General features: G+C 44.9%; 15 protein-coding genes. 5 read left to right on the forward strand and 10 right to left on the reverse strand.

What is annotated here, in order from left to right; all coding sequences use genetic code 11:
• Positions 1-36: 36 nt before the first annotated feature.
• The 3 genes from BLP33_RS19935 to BLP33_RS19945 all read right to left on the reverse strand — a co-directional run bounded on the left by BLP33_RS19935 (position 37) and on the right by BLP33_RS19945 (position 2661).
• The gene (locus BLP33_RS19935; RefSeq protein WP_217633194.1) at positions 37-267 is read right to left on the reverse strand and encodes a hypothetical protein; all 231 of its coding nucleotides are present in this window, start codon (positions 265-267) and stop codon (positions 37-39) included.
• A 55-nt stretch (positions 268-322) separates the two neighbouring features.
• Complete coding sequence (locus BLP33_RS19940; RefSeq protein WP_090532412.1) at positions 323-1258, reverse strand: DUF6268 family outer membrane beta-barrel protein; 936 nt, start codon at positions 1256-1258, stop codon at positions 323-325.
• A 236-nt stretch (positions 1259-1494) separates the two neighbouring features.
• Positions 1495-2661 (reverse strand): DegT/DnrJ/EryC1/StrS family aminotransferase, encoded by a 1167-nt coding sequence (locus tag BLP33_RS19945; RefSeq protein ID WP_090532414.1) that lies wholly within the window; start codon positions 2659-2661, stop codon positions 1495-1497.
• 71 nt (positions 2662-2732) lie between these two features.
• Here BLP33_RS19945 and BLP33_RS19950 point away from each other — a divergent pair, with 71 nt between their 5' ends.
• The 5 genes from BLP33_RS19950 to BLP33_RS19970 are packed head-to-tail and all read left to right on the forward strand — an operon-like array spanning position 2733 to position 8627.
• Positions 2733-4487 carry an FAD-binding protein gene (locus tag BLP33_RS19950; RefSeq protein WP_090532416.1) on the forward strand — a complete coding sequence of 585 codons (1755 nt, stop codon included), beginning with the start codon at positions 2733-2735 and terminating at the stop codon, positions 4485-4487.
• The gene (locus BLP33_RS19955; RefSeq protein WP_090532418.1) at positions 4480-5337 is read left to right on the forward strand and encodes a methyltransferase domain-containing protein; all 858 of its coding nucleotides are present in this window, start codon (positions 4480-4482) and stop codon (positions 5335-5337) included. Before BLP33_RS19950 ends, BLP33_RS19955 begins: the two co-directional genes overlap by 8 nt.
• A gap of 2 nt (positions 5338-5339) precedes the next feature.
• A complete protein-coding gene (locus tag BLP33_RS19960; protein ID WP_090532420.1) occupies positions 5340-6437 on the forward strand; it encodes a hypothetical protein in 1098 nt (365 codons plus the stop codon).
• A gap of 19 nt (positions 6438-6456) precedes the next feature.
• Entirely contained in the window at positions 6457-7227 is a 771-nt protein-coding gene (locus tag BLP33_RS19965; RefSeq protein ID WP_090532422.1) for a hypothetical protein, read from the forward strand.
• A gap of 26 nt (positions 7228-7253) precedes the next feature.
• Positions 7254-8627 carry a leucine-rich repeat domain-containing protein gene (locus tag BLP33_RS19970; protein ID WP_139160028.1) on the forward strand — a complete coding sequence of 458 codons (1374 nt, stop codon included), beginning with the start codon at positions 7254-7256 and terminating at the stop codon, positions 8625-8627.
• Between the two features lie 344 nt (positions 8628-8971).
• Here BLP33_RS19970 and prfH read toward each other — a convergent pair whose 3' ends face one another.
• From prfH to BLP33_RS20010, 7 genes are all read right to left on the reverse strand, one after another.
• Positions 8972-9505: a peptide chain release factor H gene (gene prfH, locus BLP33_RS19975; protein ID WP_217633195.1), complete on the reverse strand. Its 534-nt coding sequence runs from the start codon at positions 9503-9505 to the stop codon at positions 8972-8974.
• 85 nt (positions 9506-9590) lie between these two features.
• Complete coding sequence (locus tag BLP33_RS19980) at positions 9591-10991, reverse strand: RtcB family protein (RefSeq protein WP_090532426.1); 1401 nt, start codon at positions 10989-10991, stop codon at positions 9591-9593.
• A 5-nt stretch (positions 10992-10996) separates the two neighbouring features.
• Positions 10997-11728, reverse strand: coding sequence for a hypothetical protein (locus BLP33_RS19985; protein ID WP_090532428.1), 732 nt, complete (start codon positions 11726-11728; stop codon positions 10997-10999).
• A gap of 458 nt (positions 11729-12186) precedes the next feature.
• On the reverse strand, positions 12187-13461 hold the full coding sequence (locus tag BLP33_RS19990) for an alginate lyase family protein (RefSeq protein WP_090532430.1): 1275 nt from the start codon (positions 13459-13461) through the stop codon (positions 12187-12189).
• A 301-nt stretch (positions 13462-13762) separates the two neighbouring features.
• Positions 13763-15844: a glycoside hydrolase family 43 protein gene (locus tag BLP33_RS19995; RefSeq protein WP_090532432.1), complete on the reverse strand. Its 2082-nt coding sequence runs from the start codon at positions 15842-15844 to the stop codon at positions 13763-13765.
• A gap of 62 nt (positions 15845-15906) precedes the next feature.
• Complete coding sequence (locus BLP33_RS20000) at positions 15907-17520, reverse strand: glycoside hydrolase family 43 protein (RefSeq protein ID WP_090532434.1); 1614 nt, start codon at positions 17518-17520, stop codon at positions 15907-15909.
• 325 nt (positions 17521-17845) lie between these two features.
• A complete protein-coding gene (locus BLP33_RS20010) occupies positions 17846-19852 on the reverse strand; it encodes an alginate lyase family protein (RefSeq protein ID WP_090532438.1) in 2007 nt (668 codons plus the stop codon).

The raw sequence follows: 19852 nt of genomic DNA on the forward strand, positions 1-19852 counted from the left end.
AATAGGCATACAAGTGTTATAATCCGGGCTTTGTGTTTATTCGAGCGGCTGGCACTTGTAGCCATAATCTTTAAGGATGCCCACGATCGATTGCGGTGAAACATCCGGGCCCTCTATCCTCAATACTTTATCACAATCTTCCAGGTCAAAATTTACACTGCTATTGGTAATGCGTTTTTGAAGCAGGCCCACCAATTTTGCTGCCTGCGCCGGATCCTCAACATTTGTTTTAAAAACCTCGACCATTGAATTAATAGTTGTTTCCATTGCTGCGGTTGATTGATGTTATACGTTGATAAGGAATACTTGCGCCTGCTTCGGGTTAAAACCGGTAGCTGATCCCTGATTCGACGGTAAAGCCGGTCTTTTTCAGTTCGACCAGGGGAACACGTTTGTTCAGGTCGTTAAATGGTGCCCAGTTAACTTTTTGATCTTTGTTGTACAAGTCAAGCTGTTGCACAAAATTGTAACCACCGCTTATTTGTACCGAAAAGTTTTTAGCCAGCTGGTAATTATAAAAAAGCGTGTTTTTATACTGCTGTACCTGTAAATAATTTGACCCTGTTTTTTTTGATAGGCGATACGAGCCCCCGCCAATGCCAAAGTCGCTGCTGAAACCAATGATACTTTTATCGTTGAGCTGGTACTTTAATTTTTCGGAAACGGGCAGGGTGCCGCTAAGGCTCAGTTTTTCGCTGATCTGCCATTCTATCCCGATAACCGGCAGCAGTATCGTACCAAAAAACTGCCTTGAATAACCCACACCTACGGCGTAGGAAAAGGTTTTAGACTTACGGATCTTGAGCATGGCAAAGCCTGAATATAGCATGTCTTCGCCCGAAACATCTTTCAGGTCGGATGATAAGGTAGGGATTGCTGACACCAGCAGCGCGTACTTTGCAGAAAACGATTTTTGAAAAGTGATGGGCACCGAAATAGAATAAAAATCAGTACCGCCGAACGATTTTCCTGTTCCGGATAAGGAAAGCCCGCTGTAACTAACGCCGGCAAGTAAAAAATCAAGCTTTCCGTCCCTGAAATTATTTATCAGCGGTAAGTTGAGCGAAGCATTCACTTGCCTGATGTTCATGTTTTTATTTTTAACGGTAAACGGCGAGTAGGAGTAACCGGCATCAAATGATCCGATTTTGGGTTTAAATACTGAATCGGCATTGGTTGCCGTTTTTTGCTGGGCGCCTGCAGTAAATTTAAACGAAATCAAAAAGATAACAAGATAGATCGGGAATGTTGCTTTCATAGCATTTGTGTTGTTAAGACGATTATTAAATTTGTCTCTTAAACACGCCTGAAGCGTTTTACCCTCATTGCTGTTGATGATATTTTTTTAAAAGTGGATTTGGATGGGTGGGGTGGGATAGTTCGGGCTATTTTTTATTAATAAACGGATATCTTTCGGCCAGGGATATGGTTAAGCAATTGAAGCCCAGTTATGGAAAACGTTAAAGCACCACAACCTGTCAGCATAAGAAGAGATCAGTGCGAAAAATTGATTATTAATTGTATTAGTTTATTACGGTCTTTTGCGCTCATAGCGGGATATACTGGTAAATAAACAAGATTGTCTAATGCTAATTCTTCAGGTTTGGGAACGCCGCCCGCCTCGCTCAACTTGATTAAGCTTGATGCTTTTTGCGAAGCATCAAAACCGTTATTACGCAAGTGTTTGATCAGTGCATCCGGATTATGGGTTTCAACAGGCATCACCCAGTAAGAATGCCTCTTGTTCTCAAAACCAATTTTATAATTATCGGGGATCTTTGATAAAATATCTTTAGCTAATTGGATCCTTTTAGTAATACTATTTTGATCAAAGTTAGCAAGTTTTTTTCGGAGCAGCCTTTGATTTGGCGAGGAAGGCTGATGCCGGATCTGTCTAAAAATATCGTTGCCGGGGAAGCCTTTTGTAAAGCCACCTAATACCTGTTCAAAGTCCTTTCCCAAAGCCATTACTAAATTATAAAACCCGGTATAAATACCTTTATTGGTGAGCAGCTTTACAAACAGCACTTTAAAAAGCTTTTTAAAATAGCCTGCAGTACTTTGTTGATGGTAGCGCCTATTTTGCGCAACAACCTCAGCGTACAAACCCGGGTCTTTTATTTTGATCATCGCCCCGCTAATAGCCGTATTGGTTTTAATAAAGCCAAAGCTAAACATCACTACGTCTGATGCGGGATTCCCGCTATATAAATTACCGGCATATGCTTGTGCGCAATCCTCAAATATAATAAGGTTATGCTTTTTTGCTATGGCAACTATCGCTTCAATTTCCATGATACCGCCAAAAAGGTGAGTGATCAGTATGGCTTTGGTTGCAGGTGTAATTGCTGCTTCCACCTGGGCCGGGGACATATTTAAGGTATACTTATTAACCGGGATGGGAACAAGCGTTAATTCGTGCCAGTTAATTATGGCGAACATATCCGGGATATTGATATCAGTAACAATCATCTCGAAGCCCGGCGGAAAATTCAAAGCATTTAATACCAGATCGATTCCAGTTCTCACCGAGAGGCAAACCATTTCGTTAGCGCATTGATCAACATCCGGCCCTGGTGAGCGAAAGCGATCAGTAAGGCAGTAATAAGCACCTTCAACCAAATTCTTATAGCTGATATATAATTTACCTCTGGGTATCATGTTACATCTATATACGCGGCTATAATTATAATTGAAAGTAATGATATATTAGCGTATTGCCAAGACCATCCATGCGCCTGAAACAAAAACTACCTGTAACCTATCTGCTATTTTCTTTTAACGGCCGCTTATCAAAAGGGGCTTTTTGGCTGGCTTCCCTGTTTTACTGGTGCACTTTTTACGTGTTGTACAACTTTTTATTGCTTGCTGGCGAAGGAGCTACGTTTATCCTATATCCTTTATTATTCTGGATCATTATAGCTACTTCTATTAAGCGCCTGCATGATCAGGGCTATTCAGGCTATTGGCTGTTTACTGTTTTAATACCCGTGCTTGGGCCATTATGGTTATTCTGGCGGTTAGGTTTCAAAAAAGGGGATTATACGCCAAACCAATACGGCCCGGTACCCGGGTCGGCGCCAGATTATTTGAAAAACGATGAAGGTAAAGAGATCCCCCACCTTAAAACCGATGAGCGTATTATTGACGATGTAACCCGGCTGAACCCCGTATTGGTTAGTAAAATTGCGCGTCCAACTTCGGTCGAAGAAATCTGCGAAATTGTTAAAAACGCTACCGGCGCTATCTCCGTAGGCGGCGGCCGTTTCAGCATGGGTGGACAAACAGCAAGCCCGCATAGTCTGCATATTGATATGCGCGGAATGAACAAAGTACTGGAGTTTTCAGCAGCAGATAAACTCATCAAAGTACAGACGGGTATCCGCTGGTGCGATATTCAGCAATATATTGATGAGTATGACCTGAGCATCAAGGTCATGCAAACCTACGCCAATTTCACGGTAGGCGGCGCATTGAGTGTTAATGCCCATGGGCGATATATGGGCATGGGGCCGGTTGTTTTATCAGTACGGTCAATTGATGTTGTGTTAGCCGATGGCTCGTTAGTGCATGCTACTAAAACAGCAAACCCGGAAGTATTCTTTGGCGCAATTGGCGGTTATAATGGCATTGGCGTTATCGTTCAGGCCGAACTCGAGTTAGCCGATAACCTGGCCATTAAACGAATTGATAAAAAAATGAAAATTGAAGAATATAAAGATTACTTCTTCAAAACCATACGCGATAATTCACAGGTAGTTTTCCATAACGGCGATATCTACCCACCAAAATACACGCGTTTAAGAGCTGTAAGCTGGATAGAAACCACCGAAAAGCCGACAGTTAAAACCCGGCTGATGCCACTGAAAGAATCCTATCCGCTGGAACGGTATTTCCTGTGGGCGTTTACAGAAAGACCATTAGGCAAGCCTTACCGGGAGTTTATAATTGACCCTTTACTGTTCAGGGGCAAAAAGATCCACTGGCGCAACTACGAAGCCGGTTATGATGTTGCCGAACTGGAACCCAAATCACGAATCAACAGCACTTATGTATTATTGGAATACTTTGTTCCTGTTCAGCGCTTTGAGGAATTTGAACAAGCCATGGCCGAAATATTTATCCGTTTTAATGTTAACGTGCTTAATGTATCCATCAGACATGCCAAAGCCGATCCGGGCACCTACCTGGCATGGGCACGGGAAGAGGTATTTGCTTTTGTGGTTTATTACAAGCAACGCACAGATCCGGCATCTAAACATGCTGTTGCTGTATGGACCCGTGAGCTGGCTGATGCCGTAATTGCTGTAAACGGCGCTTATTATTTACCTTACCAGGTACATCCAACCGCGGCACAGTTTCATAAAGCATATCCTAACGCGCAAAAGTTATTCGACCTGAAAACCAAGCTTGATCCTGACTATAAATTCAGGAACATTTTTTGGGACACCTATTATCAACCATTAAAACCCACAAGCAATGGCTAATACATCCGAATTTAAAGCAGTATTTAACGATACCAAATGGAGCGACGATTTTTACCGCTTTTTGCAGGTGATATTTCATTTGTATCCCGAGGATAAATTCCATCAATTAATAAAAGAAGAAACCGCCATAGGCAAAACCGATGAGGAGATCTATAAATCAGTTCAAAGCAAATTGAAAAGCATTAAGCCATTCTTATCAGAACTGACTTATGCCTTGCCAGCGCTTAAAAAGCAAAAAAAAGAAATAGTCAGGCAAACACTGGGGTTATTGGGCGATGTTAAACAGATCTCGGGTTATGCCGAGATTGGTTCTACCGGTCGTTATATTAGTCAGCTAAGAAAAGAAATCAAGGTCACCGGCCCGATATATCTTATTAATGATCTCGCGCCAACCAATTCGCCGGGAGACATTATGGAGCGGGGGCAGCTGGGCAAGCTGGGCAATTTTGTGGATATTAATGGCTATAACCCAATTAGTAGTTTAACTATTCCTGATGCAAGCCTGGACGTGGTTACGTGCTATATTGGTTTACACCACTGCCCGGTAGCGAAGCTGGATGGGTTTGTGGAATCGATATACCGAATCCTACGGCCCGGCGGCTCGTTTGTTATCCGCGACCATAATGTTAAAACGCCAGAAATGGCCACCTTTGTTTCTTTGGTGCATACGGTATTTAATGTGGGATTGAACGAAACCTGGGAGTTTGAAGCCAGAGATTTTAAAAACTTCAAGTCCGCAGATGAATGGGCAGCCATTATTGAGCAGGCGGGATTTAAAGATGCCGGTAAACGAATACTACAAGATAAAGACCCATCCGATAATACCTTAATGTTGTTTACCAAAATATAGGCATGAAAAGGCTAAGGATACTGACATTAATTGCGCTGCTACTGGCTATCATAACTTTTGTTGTTAAAAACAGGGAGCCATCCACTGTGCCTTCCGGGAAGGGTTTGTTGGTGGATAAAGCCTGGCTGTCAATCAATAAGCACCCGCTAACACCTCAGGCAGCCGTACGTCCGCCTGATCAAACTTTTCTGACCTACCCCGAATGGTTCCTGGTGTTTAGTCCGGCTGAGCAGGCAGATTACTTTAAAACCCATACTTCAACCACCTTTCCATACCTGAAACATGTTGACCAGATGTGGGGTGGTTACGGTGTAATGTACGATCAGATTAAAGGCAATTTCCCTTTCAATACCGGCTACCATGTGATGATATGGGTAATAGCCGGCAGCACAACCGTTGAGTACGGTATTAAATCATTTTACGAGACCGTTATTGGCCGGGTGACCGATATCAGCCCCAACGAAGAAATGACCGCCGAAGATAAGTTTAACGCCGACTATGAATACAGCTATGTGAAATTTATTGAGGCGTTGCCATGGTACGAGTATGATTTTAACCATCAGCTTAAAATGTTGTGGAGCAGCACCTCTTTCTCCGGTCCGCATTTGCTGCGTAAACTGGAGAGGCGCTATTATCTAACCACCGAACTATTGGTTAAAAGTGGCTATGGCTGGTTGATTGGCCTCGGCACCAAATCGGCTTATGAAACAGCCTCGTTGCAAACAGCAGTAGTGATGGATAGGCTACCCACAGGGTTGGATACAACCGGATTTATGCATAATATAAAAGTATTGCCAAATGGTATGGTGCTGGCTAATTTACCCCGTTATGCTGAATTCAATACAGCGGTTAATAAGCTGGCAGAAAATGGTGTTGGTTTTACTGAGATTGCCGCAAATAAAAGTGCTATTATGCTTACTGTTTTAACTGACAGGCCTTTAAATGTTACCGGTAATTATAAAATACTATTTACTCAGCCAATCTTTACCAAGCCGGGCTTAAGCAGGGTTGCTATAGTGACAACGGTGGGAAACCTTAGCTCGCTTGTAAGAACACTTAAACTAAAAGGAGTGACGATAGAGCATATTTATGATTATTAATTAATTCTTTCTACAACTTATGAAAGTTAACCTACTTATTATATTAATAGTATTTAGCCTCGAAAGTTGTTTAGGCCAAACTGATAAAAAGCTAATCAGTAACTGGAATACGCATCCAATTCCTACTAATCCGGACAGCCTCAGAAAATATGGTTTCTCTTTTCACGAATGGGCTGTCTATAAGAAAAACGATTCTGTTTTTGTGGTAGATAAGAAAGAACTTCCATCTCCTCAATTACCTTTTAAAATTAAAGTTAAAAAAGCTGATAGTCGTGACTTTGGAGGAAGGGCTTCAATCTTGAAAGTAGAAGATGGTTATTTAGTAGGCTTTTACAGAGGTGAATGGGGTGGTGCTCTATACTGGGTTTCAAGTGATGGTAAGAATTATTATAAAATATCAAGTCATGAGATAGTGCAGTTTATTAATAGAGGAGGCAAACAATACGCCATTGAAGGGCTTGCACACTTAGGAACCTCGGAAGGAAGCATTATTGAAATCTACAAACCAAATGATAAGTGGGCTGTGAGAGAACACTTAAAACTACCAACAGCACCAGAAGCTATCGCATTAGATCATCAAGATAACTTTATCATTATTACTTCTAAAAGTTTGTTAAAAGTAGGTCGAAATGCACAAATATTTTTTTTAGTAGATAAAGGATTATGGTACGCGGCTCTTTATCCCAATTCAATGGTTATCAGAAATAATATTATTTACGCAGGCATGCGCGCGGGAGTTTATCATTACGATCTGAGTACAGGGAAGGATTCCTGGTTGTTGCCATATTAGTATTAGCGATTCCAAGCTTGACAAAATTGAAAAGATCAAACATAACTCCGCTCAAAGCCCTTGCCATATTGGCCATCTGTTTAGGCCTTGCAATAATTTACTTCACCGGTGGGTTTGGACTAGGAATAGGGATATTGATGATGATAAGTTCAATATTACTTTATCTCATTAATTATTTTGCTTCCAAGACTAAACATTTTAAACTAATACAGATGGGAGTATCGGCAGTATATATTCTTACTGTTTCTTATTGTGCTTTGAAATGGCAGGAACATACAACTTTTATCTTCTCTAAAGCATCCAGGGGCGCAGCAGGGATAGTTTTCGGAATTCAAGGTTACCCTGAGCTACCTCCAGCTTTTCTTTGGACTAAAACTGTTATCATCCCGGATAGCGGTATTGTCATCACGTCTACAAAAGAGGAAGAGATGCCAACCTGGCAACGATACCGGTACTCCGATAGATCTGCAGTTGAAACGAATGACATTGAATGGAACCCAAACTTTCAATATCCCTGCATTAAAAGCAAGGGAATAGTAAAGGCATGGTTATTTAGCAAAAGGGGGCAATCCGATTCATTAGCGCAGAAGCGTATAGTAGAAATTGTGAACAAAATTGATGCAGGCAAGTTGAAAACCCTTTATACGTCTTCAGGAGTGTCAATTGTAATGGCTAATGAGGGAGCGTATCTAAATCTTCAAGGTGCCGGACTTGCTTACCTGCCCGATGCTGTCAGCACATTACCAATTAATACAATTTACCTCGCACAGAATAAATTTACAACAATACCCTCACAGCTTTATAAAATTAAATCACTTCATAGTGTTTATTTGGGTGCAAACCCCATAAAGTCACTTCCTGATGATTTGTATAAAATGCGAGGGCTAAAAAGCCTGCTGGTAGGAAAAACGGAAATCAACGAAATTAAAACAGATCTTTCAAATCTTGATAGTTTAGAATACCTTGATATTTCTGGCAATAAATTGTCAATGTTTCCTGAAAAAATCAAGACTGTTCCCCACCTAAAATGGCTCTCAATTGAAGAAAATGAGTTTAAAGATTTGGGCTTCGTAGATAATAAATTAAGTGGGCTTCAAACATTACAGGTCTATAGCAATAAGATTAAAGGCATCTCTGATAATATTCGCTATCTGTCAAATCTTAGAGAATTACTAATTTTTGATAACCAAATAGATAGTATCCCTAACTGTATAGGTTCGTTGGTTAATCTCGAAAAACTTGAAATTTGGAATAACCCACTTCGTTATATTTCTCCTGAAATCAAAAAATTAACAAAATTAAAAGAGATAAGATTGGATGACAATTACTTATCAAAAGAAGACAAGACACAGTTAAAGCAGTGGTTGCCGCATTGTGATATTCACTTTCAAACCAGATAAATAATTAATATGCTGGTGCTGTGTCGACAGTATCAATAGGATCAGCCGATAGTTAATTCATTAACAAAACGGATGACAAGATACTTTCCGCTGGGACAACAACGTTTTGGCCAAAAACCTTACAAGTCTACTTTTCACGCAGATTGGGATTGGAACATATCAATAAAACTTACGGAAAGTGTTGTGCCGGTGTAGTACCCATAAAAAACAGGCTTTTAGAAATTAATCTAAAAGCCTGGTAATCGATATGTGGAGAATATCAGAGTGTTCAAAACCTCTAAAACAACAGCCAAACGCCGTTTTGAGGCTTTTACGAAAAAACCCGGTTACTTTTGCCGCCTGTTTTAAATTACTGCCCTGATGGTTTTAACCGGATTACCACGCTCCAGGGCGTTATGCTCCTGCCATTGGCTTTGCTGTTGCTCTATTAATTGTTCAGTTTGCCAGATCAATATTTTGGCTTCCAGCCGGGCTAAACAAAGCTTCTTGTTTTCGAGCTGCGACCGGGTATCCATTGCCATAACTTGCAGCCCCGATGGTAAATGTGTTCCCCGAACCGCGGTTTCCACCTTGTTTACATTTTGACCGCCTGGCCCCGACGAACGACAGGTTTCCAGCTTTACATCTTTAGGGTTCCATTGCATCAGTTCTTTTACGTCAAAAACAGATACGCCTACAAACCAGTTTTTACGTTTATGGTATTTTCGATACGGACTTTGCGCTATCCATTGTATAGTGCCGGTCCATTCTTTTACAAAGGCATCCAGGTTATTACCTGTAGCCATCATCGTAGCGGATAGTAAAGTGCCGTTTAACCCGCCGGCTTTGTTTTCCAGTACTTCAAGCTGAATGCCTTGCTGTTTGGCTTGCTTCAACATCAGGTTTTGTACGCGGGGGCTACAACCCGGCAGCATTCTGCCGGGCCTTTGCCTGAAGTGATTTGTATCATCATCTTTTTCATCACTACTCCTTATTCATTCGAACGATACGTGGATAAAACTTGCCCTGGATATCAACCAGGTCGCTTTGCACCGCCATTACGGCCTCGATATCCTTATAAGCTAAGGGGTTCTCTTCAACGGTACCGCCAATTAAGGTTACACCTGCATTGGTCAGCAACTTTTTCATGGCCGAAACCGTCATGCTGTCCTTAGCCTTTTGCCTGCTCATGGCCCGGCCGGCACCGTGCGATGCAGAATATAAAGCATCATTTGCGCCTTTGCCCGATACCAGGTAAGCCGGCGTGGTCATGCTGCCGGGGATAATACCCAGCTCGCCTTGATGCGCCGGTGTCGCGCCTTTGCGATGAATAATAACCTCCCGGCCGTCAGCCAATTGTTCTTTCCAGGCAAAATTGTGGTGGTTTTCCACCACGTGCAAAGCTTTCAAGCCTAAAGCCTTTAACAGGTTGGCGTGTATGCGCTCGTGACAAGCTTTGGCATAATCTCCGGCCAGGGTCATGGTTAACCAATATTCCTGACCCGCCTCACTGTTCATATCCAACCAGGCCAGTTGCTGTGCGTGGCGTGGCAGTTTGCAGGTATTCATGGCTATCTGCGTGTACTGCCTTGCTATTGCCGAGCCTAAACCCCGGCTGCCTGAATGTGTTAACAAGGCCGTATACTTTTTAGCGGGTAAACCTAAAGCGTTATCAGCCAAAAGTTCGATCTCGCCAAACTCCACAAAGTGGTTTCCGTTGCCCGAGGTGCCTAATTGCCGTACCGCCTTACTCCGCAGCGGTTTCAAAAATGGGACCTCATCAAATACCCTGCTATCCAGCACTTCATGCTCCTGCCTTACATCCAGGCCTCCTTCCATACCAAAATGAGTATGATTTTTTAAGGCTTGTTTAATTTGATATTCGAACCGTTTTAGAAAACCCTCGCTCTCATCGATAATCGACAACGCCATGCGACAGCCAATATCCATACCTACAGCATAGGGAATTACCGCGTTGTTTGCAGCGAGTACGCCACCAATAGGCAAACCAAAACCCATATGCGCGTCAGGCATTAATGCACCTTGAACGCTTACAGGCAGCATATTAGCCAGCTCCATTTGTTTTTTGGCCGATTGCTCAATGCCCTTGCCACCGTAAGTTTTGCAGTACACCGGTTCATCACGCAGTGCAAACGTTTTAAAGGATGGTGCATCCGTTTTGCCAATTACCTTTTCGGCTATCTTGCTTGTTAACTCATTATCCAGAAATGCTTCCGGATCGTTCTTAATATCCACCAATAGATCCAGTAGCTGCTGCTTACTATAGTGCTTGAAATTTTTAGAGATTATACCAATAACCAGGCTTCGCAGCTGATCATTATGATAACCTATTTTACTTAAATCTTTTGTTCTTAAATTGCCCATGTGGGTTATGTTTCTAATTCCAGGTAACCTTCTTTACAGGCATACCTTGGTATGTTTTTAAATTTGTTAATGTATTTTGGCCGGTCGTTAAACTCATCTTTCCAGCGATAGCTCCGGCCACGGGTTAACAGGTTAATGCGCGGCCACAAGTGGTTGTTATCAATGTGTTCGTCTATCCACGCTAATTCCCTTTCAATATCCGCATCGATCATTTTAGTATGTGTTACCATATGCGGCGCTACCTTTAGCACATATCGCCAGGGCTCGGCAAACACGTATTTCACCTCGGTACGGTAGGTTTTAACATCAAAAGTTTCAACACGGGTAAAGCAAGTCTTTTCCTGTTCGGTTAAATTGATCCTGTTGATATCCCAGCTATGCTGCGACAATTCACGCAGTATTTGCGGTTTTGCCTGGTACACATAACGTTGTTTGCGTCGTTTTTTCCGTTTGAAGGATTTGTCCTGATGATATTCAACCGTGTTAATTTTCATTAGCAAGGCTTCATAAAAGTCATTCCCCGGGTTATGCTTCTGGTCATCCCGCAACACAAAAAAACGTTTCCAGCCACGTTGATACGGGTGTTCAAGCGCAACCATAGGCAAAAGCCTTCTTTGCTCCCTTAGTTCATCGCGCCGTTTGTGAAGCTGTATCAGTTGTTTATCCCGACCGGTTTTAACGAGCCGCCTTTTGCGCCGTGCCGATTTGATACAGCGCGGCCATTCATGTGTGTTCATCACACTTTCATTTAATTTTCCTGAATTTGATTTTTGATCTCAGTTCGTCCTTGAGTAAGGATATACCCTTGTTAGAGCGCTCAAAAAATCCAGTGAATTTGGGGGCAGGCAAAATAATGCACAGGTTACTGACGCAACCGTTTAATTATTTAATAAAATACAGGGTTTGCCTGCCTGATCAGGCAATGAGCGAAAGGGGCGATATGTAGATTTGCTCTGTCATGATTCCTTGATATTTAAAGATTAACAAATCAGGAATTGGATGCAAAGATAGAATTTAATTCGAAATATCAAGAAGCGGCTATTTAGTTTGCAGGTTTGGGCCGCAAAGTAGCTACAATTTCCATCGCCAGCGCTTGTTGTTTATGATTTAAACTGCGCGGATCTATTACCATAGGAAAGCACTGGCTTCGTCGGTATCTGACAAAGCCAGTGCAGCCTGTTTAGTTGTTTGTTGTTTAACGGGAGAAGGTCAGTGTGCCAAAACCTAATTGATCATAGCCGCCACTATTACCTCCGTAGTCACCGCCACCTCCTTCGGGGCGTACTTTAGTTGCAAATTGAGTAGTGTAAGTGGCTGTCTTTCCCTTTACTTTAACATAATAGTTATAAACAAGTTCCCAACCCGGGCGAACATTGCCCCGGCCTCCGCTTGAAATAACGGTTTGGTTTGAATTTTCACAGTTATTATAAGTTGTATAAGGGACAGTGTTGGTTGTATTGATGTTGTAAGCCGCGATATATTCGCTTACTCCCAAAAGTGGTGGGTTAACGTGGTTCCAGGGATTATAGTCGAAAAAGTTTTGCCCCTGGTTGTATAACATCTGGCAAAAAGTGCCAAAGAGCGGAACTTCCATGGTGGCGTGCCCCTGGTCTCTTCCGGCTTCCTGCGCCTGGTCCATTCCGTTGGGATAGGTAGCGGTGGTTACACGCCCTATATACGCTGTACCAACACCACTGTGCTGGTAATAATTGATAGCGTAATTAACTTTACTGATATCATCACAAAGAATGCCAATGGCCAGCACGGTACAAAGGTTTGACATATCCCAATTTAACCAGTAATGTGTTCCGCAGGTATTATTATGCCTCGCCAGGAAATCGCTTGATACGGGATAATACACATTAAGCATAAAGTTTTTGAAAGCGGTAAAATCGGTTGCCGACCAGCCACTGTAGCTACGCATAATTTCGGCCGCGTTGGCCCATTGGTAACCCTGCAGGCCGGCTGCAAGCTGTTTGTTACTATCGCCGTCAATCAGTTTGCATTTTGCCGCCCACGCGTTCATAATAGCTACGGCATTATTCCCGCAGGCGGTATCGCCCTTAATTTTCCAGCGTAATGCATTTTGATAAGCCGCGGCCGCGTCCTGGCAAGCCAGTATGTAATTCTCGCCCTTTCCGCTTGCCGCCTTCCCGCGCACAATAGTATCTACCGGCCTGGGAACATACGTAGCAGATGAATGGCCGTTAGCGACGAGCTTGTTCCAGCCGTCGAGCCAGGGTTGCGCCCCGGCATTTACTTTGGCCGTCATCCGGGCAAAATCCGCTGCCGAATGCAGCATTCCCGGGTGAACAATGGTTGTTACGCTACCCAACGAATATGACGTTAAATTTTTGCCTGCTACACTGTCTTTACCGCCGGTTGTTACGCTCTGAACAGATACCGGTTTGCTGCATCCGCACAGCGAGGCTATGACACAAATAGCCAATTGAATTGATTTACTTTTCATTTTGTAGATATAATTAAATTTAGTGAGCAATATTTTAGCTTATAATCTGAGCAAAACTCCATTATAAGACAATAAAGTAAATTGTTTATACTCTCCAGAATTAATATTAATCAAAAATTAAATTTTAAATCGAATTGGTGTTAAATCAAAAGGTTCACATTCCTGTGTTTATAGGTAAATAAGGGAGGGCACCGGTTCAAAAACAGCTAAGTTTTTTCACAGACAGGCATCGCTGGCCAAATGAAACAGCCGATAATTGCACCGTATAGGCCTGCATCATATAGGTAAACTTGTCGCGGGTTTATGGAGCAATTTCCTGCCAGCTGAAAACGGTACCATCTTTTTTGCCGGGCAGGGTTCCGGGCCAGTCGGCCCCATACAATTCGCCGGTATGGGGGTTCAGTCCCACAAAACGGTTGGTATGTAATGAGAGCAGCATGCACTGGCCTCGCAGCATATCCTGCCACAGCAGCAGGCTGGCGGCAGTTTCCTGTTGGCTGAGCCGAACATCGGCCGCCATACCCTGGCCGGTAATGGTTACAAAGCCGGCACCGTTCATGGCCTGCAGCACAACGCGGCCATTTCCCCGGTCAATCACCCTGAAATTGCAGCTCGTGTCTTTTTCGTTGGTCCGGTAACTCCGTCCGGGGACGAGCATGCCGTGGGGATCGGCCCATACCATGCGGCCGTCGGCCAGGTTGGTTAGTGTAATTGTTTTTCCGATGGGCAGGTTTGTGGATCGGTCAGCCAGGGGCTCCTTCAGTTCAAATTTACTGAATGCGGCATAGCCGCCTTCTTTATTTTGGGTATTATAGGCAAACAGCGCAAAACGGGTACCCTGGAATGTTTTTAACTGGTAAGGCAGGCGAATGGTATCGCCAAGGCTTTCAAACCCCGTTCCGTTAATGCTGTAGCTCAACCTGGCAATATCGTTATCAAAATCGCCAAAAGCCCGTAAGCTCACCTGCGGCGATTGTAGCGGCTTATCAATAGTTTGATGCTTATACTGGTCAAAAAAACGCAGCGTATACCCGTTACCCTCACGCAGTACGGCCACCCAGGCGTAAGGGATGTTCATCAGGCCTAAACCGGCGATATCTCCTTCCTTCAAGTGCGAGGCATCCAGGATTACTGTAGCTTCGCTCTCGGGGCCCACGCAGCGTTGGGTAAGTGTGTTGTGTGCCCATAAAAAATCTTTGGCGGGCAGGGTGTGCAGCTGTAGTTCGCCGGCTTTAAGTTTCCAGTGAGTGTTGATGGGGTTATGGTTCCATTGCCAGGCGGAAGCCAATTGGCCTGATTTAAAATCGTCGCTCCGCACGTAAGGGGCATGCGGTGCTGATGTGTTGTTAGGCTTAAACCAGGTTTTGGGCGAGCGGCCCAGGTTGCCCGCCAGGCCAAAGTAAGGCCAGCCATCCTGCCAGGTAACAGGCGAGAGGAACGTAGTGCGGCCCACCGACCTGAAGTCCATCATCGAAAAGCCCCACCACTTGCCATTTGGCATATCTACAATACCGCCCTGGTGCATGGGCACGGAGGCTAACAGCTGGTCATTACGCTTAACCATGGTCAGGTTTTCGGTGGGGGAAGGTGCGGGCGTGCCCTGGCCCATGTTGTTGGTAAACCAGCCCAGCGAAGTGCCCATGGTCTCTTTGGCGCTTATCACCGTAGTTTCGTAAGGGCCGTAGATATTGGCAGACCGGGCGCACTGCAAGCGGCCGCCATCGGCATTGGTGATGTAATATTTACCGTTGATTTTATAAAAATGGTTGCCTTCACCCATAGCCTCGGTTCGTGCGATGAGCAGCCTGTCGGTATTGGGTTCAAAGCCGCTAAAGTCGGGCTTGAGTTCAATCATTCTGATTTCGCTTTGCCCGTAAACGATGTAGATCCTGTTGTTTTCGAACAGAACCGAAAGGTCATAAACAGGCTTTTTAAGGTCGTATTGTTTCCAGGGGCCGGCCGCGCTTTTAGCGGTAAATACCTGCAGGCCGTGCCGGTTTATGTTGGAGAAAATATAAAATGTACCGTTGTGGTACCTGATACAGGGCGCCCAGATCCCCTGCCCATAAGCTTCTTTACCGTTGCGCAGGTTAAAATCATCGCTGTCGTCAAAACGCGGAAGTGCGTAACTCACCAGCCGCCAGTTCACCAAATCGGTAGAGTGCAGCACCGGCAGGCCCGGTACGCTATGCATGGTGGTACCTGTGATGTAGAAATCGTTATTTACCCGGATCAGGTCGGGATCTGAAAATTCGTCGTAGAACAACGGGTTGGTGTAGGTGCCGTTACCATTGTCGGCCGTCCAGGATTGCGCGGCGGCCGGGGCCGTGGTCAATATACTGTAAACGAGTAATAATTGCAGTGCGGATATTAAGCGTATCATCGGGTTGGTAGGGATTATGCATGTATAGGGTCAGTCAGTCTGCACCCCTTTTAGAGCTGTTGTTAATGAGAATATTGATAGTGCAGGTAATCAACATCAATAAAACCGGCATCTTGCAGATCGTTAAAACTGTAAATGGCCAGCCTGTCGCCCCTGTAAGATCCCCATCTTAACTGATAGGTTTCGCCAATGGGTTTAAAATGCCTGCCATCCGTGCTGTACGTAAAATTACTTTTGCCATCCAGGCCCCACACAGTGCGTAACCAAATGCTATTGCCCTTAATGATAGGGCCGTCGGTTACGGCATTTTCAGTAAAGAACTGCAACTGTTTACCGCTGTTGGTTTGCACTACACCGGCCGCCGCATAATGGGGTGCTCCAAAGTGCGATAGCCCGGCGCGCTGGCCGTTAGCCATACCGCTCAGCTCAATTTTAACGGTGGCCTCGTTGGCGTTGGTGCGGTAGCAGCGCTGGGTTATGGTGTTGCCGGCATATAGCAAATCGTTTTTGAGCGGCTTGAAGGCGTGCAGCCTGAGCCAGCCTTTTCGTTGGGTTAAGGACCATTTGCCGGCGCGGGGCTGGTAGTTCCATTCCCACTGTGGTCCGGGCGTGTTGCCGGTAAACTCATCAGAGCTTTGCGGAACAGCCCGGTCGGTGCCGGTTACGGGCATGGGGGCCTGCCACACCATTTCGCCAAGGCCCGCAGCATTAGGCTGGCCAATGATAGGCCAGCCATTAGTCCAGGTTACAGGTAACAGGCTCAATATCCGGCCCGACCAATCGCCCGAGCCATGGTGGGTCAAAAAGTACCACTTACCGTCAGCTGCCTGCACTAATCCGCCCTGGTTGGGTTCGTTAAATTGCGGCTGACCTTCGCTCAATTGCTGCGGGCCTTCGTAAGGACCCCGGATATCTTTGGCCCGCTCCATCATGAGCACCCTTACGTTGTTGCGCACCTCGCTAAACAGGTGGTAATAATAGCCATTAATTTTGTACAGCTTGTTTGCCTCGCTGCCCTGCGACTGGTAAATCACCTTGTCGCTTTCCCGTTCAATCACCGAGCCATCGGCCGACATTTTAAACAGGTGGATTTTATAGTTGTCGGCAAACCTGGTGCCTATCAGGTAGCCCTGGCCGTCATCATCCCAAAACGGGCAGCAGTCGTCCCAGCCTTTTTCGCTCAGTACATGTTTTAAAGGTGCCCAGGGGCCTTCGGGCCGTGTAGCCGAACTCATAAAATAACCCTCGTCCGGATCTCCGAAGTAGATCCAGAAACGGTTGTTATGATAGCGTATGGCCCCCGCCCAGATCCCACGGCCGTAACGGTCCATCCTGGTGTAATTCATAGCCGGCGAAATCACCGAAATATCGTTGACGGCGTGCCCCAGGATGCGCCAGTTCACCAGGTCCTTAGAGTGCAGGATCACAAAACCAGGCGAATACTGAAACGTAGAGGATACGGCATAATAGTCAGCACCCACCCGGATGCAATCTACATCGCTGTAATCACCAGGTAAGACAGGGTTACGGTAAGTGCCGTCGGGTTGGTCGCCCCAGTGAGTCCAGCTGCCCCATAACTGGGCTACTTGTTTAGGCTGGCAACTGGCTTTATTAAAACAAAGCAGGGCTGAAACAAGGCCAGCAATAATGGGCGCAAAAGAAATATTACCGAACATAGTATTAAAAAATCAGGGAAAGCTTAGTTTTCATTTTTCCGGTTTAAAATTCTGTAACGTCATAACCAGTTTAAACAAAGTTTATAATTGCACCTCAGTTGCCCCGGCTTATCAAGTCCTGTAAAAATCCGGGCTTTTCGACCGCAGGCACACCAAAATTGATGGTGCAACCAGCAGATATGATCACGGGTTTGTTTGCTCAAGCTAAATGGTTAACGAATTTATGGGTATCAAAAAGAATATTGTTGTTCCAAATAGACTTTTTGTTATATAAACCCGACCTGACGATGTCAGCATTTCCGGCTATACTAATATTTTTAAAAGATTATTCTAACCTAACCTGATCAAACCTGACCGTTGTAGATACCGCTTCAAGCCCTGAAAAAACAATTATGCCGGCTTCTGTCAGCGATAGGTTTCGCGCAACAGTCCCGATCAGTTGCCAATCTTTACCATCCGCGGAATAAAACGCGTTTACCTGGTTTTGCTCCTGAACCAACTTCAACCAGCAACCGCCCGTCATACGGTTAAAAGATATCACGGGTTCTTTTATATCGAGCGTCGCTCCCACCTGTGTTAAACTATCGCCCGGGTGAAGCCGAGCCGTACAGGTTACTACCCATTTGGGGGCCTCAAGTTGTTGCGAAACTTCTGGATAGATCAGCAAATTTACCCCGGTCCCCTTTTCCTTTGCAGACTGCCGGAACGAAATGCCGAAACCGGTGAACTGCGAAGTCAACTGCGGCTGGTAATGAATGGCGAGCGTTTGATAAGGCACTAATTTGTGATGGATGTAGGTAGCCTGCTCTTCGTTTCCGGTAAATCCCAAGCCGTTACCTTCAACAGTAAAACCAGATTCCAATGACCGTGCTTGTCCTTTTTTTGATTTGGGGTCGAGATCGGTAACCGACCATCCGGCAGGCAATCCCGCTGTAACAGCAGCAGGATAGGCATCCGTGCTTCTGCCTTTATTATTCACTGCCGATACCGTATACACATACTTGCGCCCCGGGGCTACGTTTTTATCCTGAAACTGTGCATTAGTAACCCTGGTGGAAATTATCTTAAACTTCCCTTTCCTATTGATTGCCCTTTTAACCTGATAAAAAATGGCTCCCCGTACCGGTACCCACGTCAATTGAATGGATCTGTTCTCAGGCATGGCCGTCAATCCCGACGGAGTGCACGGCTTAACCTTTGCATAGGGGTCAATAGTTTGCGGGCTGCGTGAGTACAATAAAGTACCAAAGCCAATATGGTCTGCACCTGGTGTGCCCTGCGGTTCCGGTCGTACTTTTTCAGCAGCTTTCTGCGTAAAAGTGGCTGTTTTATTCGCCCGGTGAACATAGTGATTAAATACCTCTTCATAAACCGCACGCAGTTTGCCGCGCCCTTCTGTAGCTATCTGAGCATGCAAATATTTTCCGGTCTGGTCCATTGCGGGCAAATAAGGAACATCCCCCCCCAAATTATATTTCGCGGTATACTCGAAGCCCCTGAGCAGGCGATCATTGAGTATACCGTAAAGGTTTAGTCCCTGTTGCCACGCGATCTCGGCGCAATCGGCAAGATGCGCTATACCTAATTGCGTATGCGATTGGTCTCTTCCGCTTTCCTGGCACTGGCCTTCTTCATTAATAATATAATTAGGAAGGCTGCCGTTGCCTTCGCCGTATTGATAGTAAACAATCGCGCGTTCAAACATTGGCCGGTCATTGCAGAATACTGCTATGGCCATCATTGTTTTTAGTGCAGCTGAATCCCAGTTGCCGTTAGCAAAAGGTGCAAAATCCTTAATAATCGGATAAATCACTTCTTTAAAGTGCTTCTCAGCTTGCTTAATTTTGACAGGTGCCCAGTTTGAATTGGTATAGCGCAAAATTTCCGCGGCATTAACCATTTTGAACGGTCCAAGACCGGCCATTAATACGGCGTCACGGCCTGTTATGGATTTTAATGTCGATGCCCAGGCATCAACAATTTGTTTTGCTTTTTCCGCATAACGTTGATCGGCTGTTATGGTCCACATGATGGCGTTCTGATAGGCCGCATTGGCGTCAGCATCATAAACACCCTGGCCGACGGTAGGATTTCGGCCAACCATCTCCATTGGCCCCTGCATTTTATAATCGAACTGCGACTGGCGATTCTCTTTTAATTCATTATAGCCCGTAAAAATGGGCTCAATGCGCATGGCAACACCGTTTTTTATTCTGGCCAGGTCTTCGCGGCTTTGAAGCAGCCCCGGATGGACAAACTGTTGTGCTGTTGAAGTTTGAAAGCAAAACAACAGCGCTGAAGCATTAATAAGATACCTGACAACTGTTTTCAT

It is taken from the genome of Mucilaginibacter sp. NFR10 (assembly GCF_900100445.1).
GTDB classification, from domain to species: domain Bacteria; phylum Bacteroidota; class Bacteroidia; order Sphingobacteriales; family Sphingobacteriaceae; genus Mucilaginibacter; species Mucilaginibacter rubeus.

What these genes read in the sequence shown, in the direction of transcription:
- BLP33_RS19995 (WP_090532432.1), bottom strand. Translation starts at nt 15,844, where the DNA reads ATGATACGCTTAATATCCGCACTGCAATTATTACTCGTTTACAGTATA.
- BLP33_RS19965 (WP_090532422.1), top strand. Translation starts at nt 6,457, where the DNA reads ATGAAAGTTAACCTACTTATTATATTAATAGTATTTAGCCTCGAAAGT.
- BLP33_RS19985 (WP_090532428.1), bottom strand. Translation starts at nt 11,728, where the DNA reads ATGAACACACATGAATGGCCGCGCTGTATCAAATCGGCACGGCGCAAA.
- BLP33_RS19990 (WP_090532430.1), bottom strand. Translation starts at nt 13,461, where the DNA reads ATGAAAAGTAAATCAATTCAATTGGCTATTTGTGTCATAGCCTCGCTG.
- BLP33_RS19945 (WP_090532414.1), bottom strand. Translation starts at nt 2,661, where the DNA reads ATGATACCCAGAGGTAAATTATATATCAGCTATAAGAATTTGGTTGAA.
- prfH (WP_217633195.1), bottom strand. Translation starts at nt 9,505, where the DNA reads ATGTTGAAGCAAGCCAAACAGCAAGGCATTCAGCTTGAAGTACTGGAA.
- BLP33_RS20010 (WP_090532438.1), bottom strand. Translation starts at nt 19,852, where the DNA reads ATGAAAACAGTTGTCAGGTATCTTATTAATGCTTCAGCGCTGTTGTTT.
- BLP33_RS19955 (WP_090532418.1), top strand. Translation starts at nt 4,480, where the DNA reads ATGGCTAATACATCCGAATTTAAAGCAGTATTTAACGATACCAAATGG.
- BLP33_RS20000 (WP_090532434.1), bottom strand. Translation starts at nt 17,520, where the DNA reads ATGTTCGGTAATATTTCTTTTGCGCCCATTATTGCTGGCCTTGTTTCA.
- BLP33_RS19940 (WP_090532412.1), bottom strand. Translation starts at nt 1,258, where the DNA reads ATGAAAGCAACATTCCCGATCTATCTTGTTATCTTTTTGATTTCGTTT.
- BLP33_RS19960 (WP_090532420.1), top strand. Translation starts at nt 5,340, where the DNA reads ATGAAAAGGCTAAGGATACTGACATTAATTGCGCTGCTACTGGCTATC.
- BLP33_RS19980 (WP_090532426.1), bottom strand. Translation starts at nt 10,991, where the DNA reads ATGGGCAATTTAAGAACAAAAGATTTAAGTAAAATAGGTTATCATAAT.
- BLP33_RS19935 (WP_217633194.1), bottom strand. Translation starts at nt 267, where the DNA reads ATGGAAACAACTATTAATTCAATGGTCGAGGTTTTTAAAACAAATGTT.
- BLP33_RS19950 (WP_090532416.1), top strand. Translation starts at nt 2,733, where the DNA reads ATGCGCCTGAAACAAAAACTACCTGTAACCTATCTGCTATTTTCTTTT.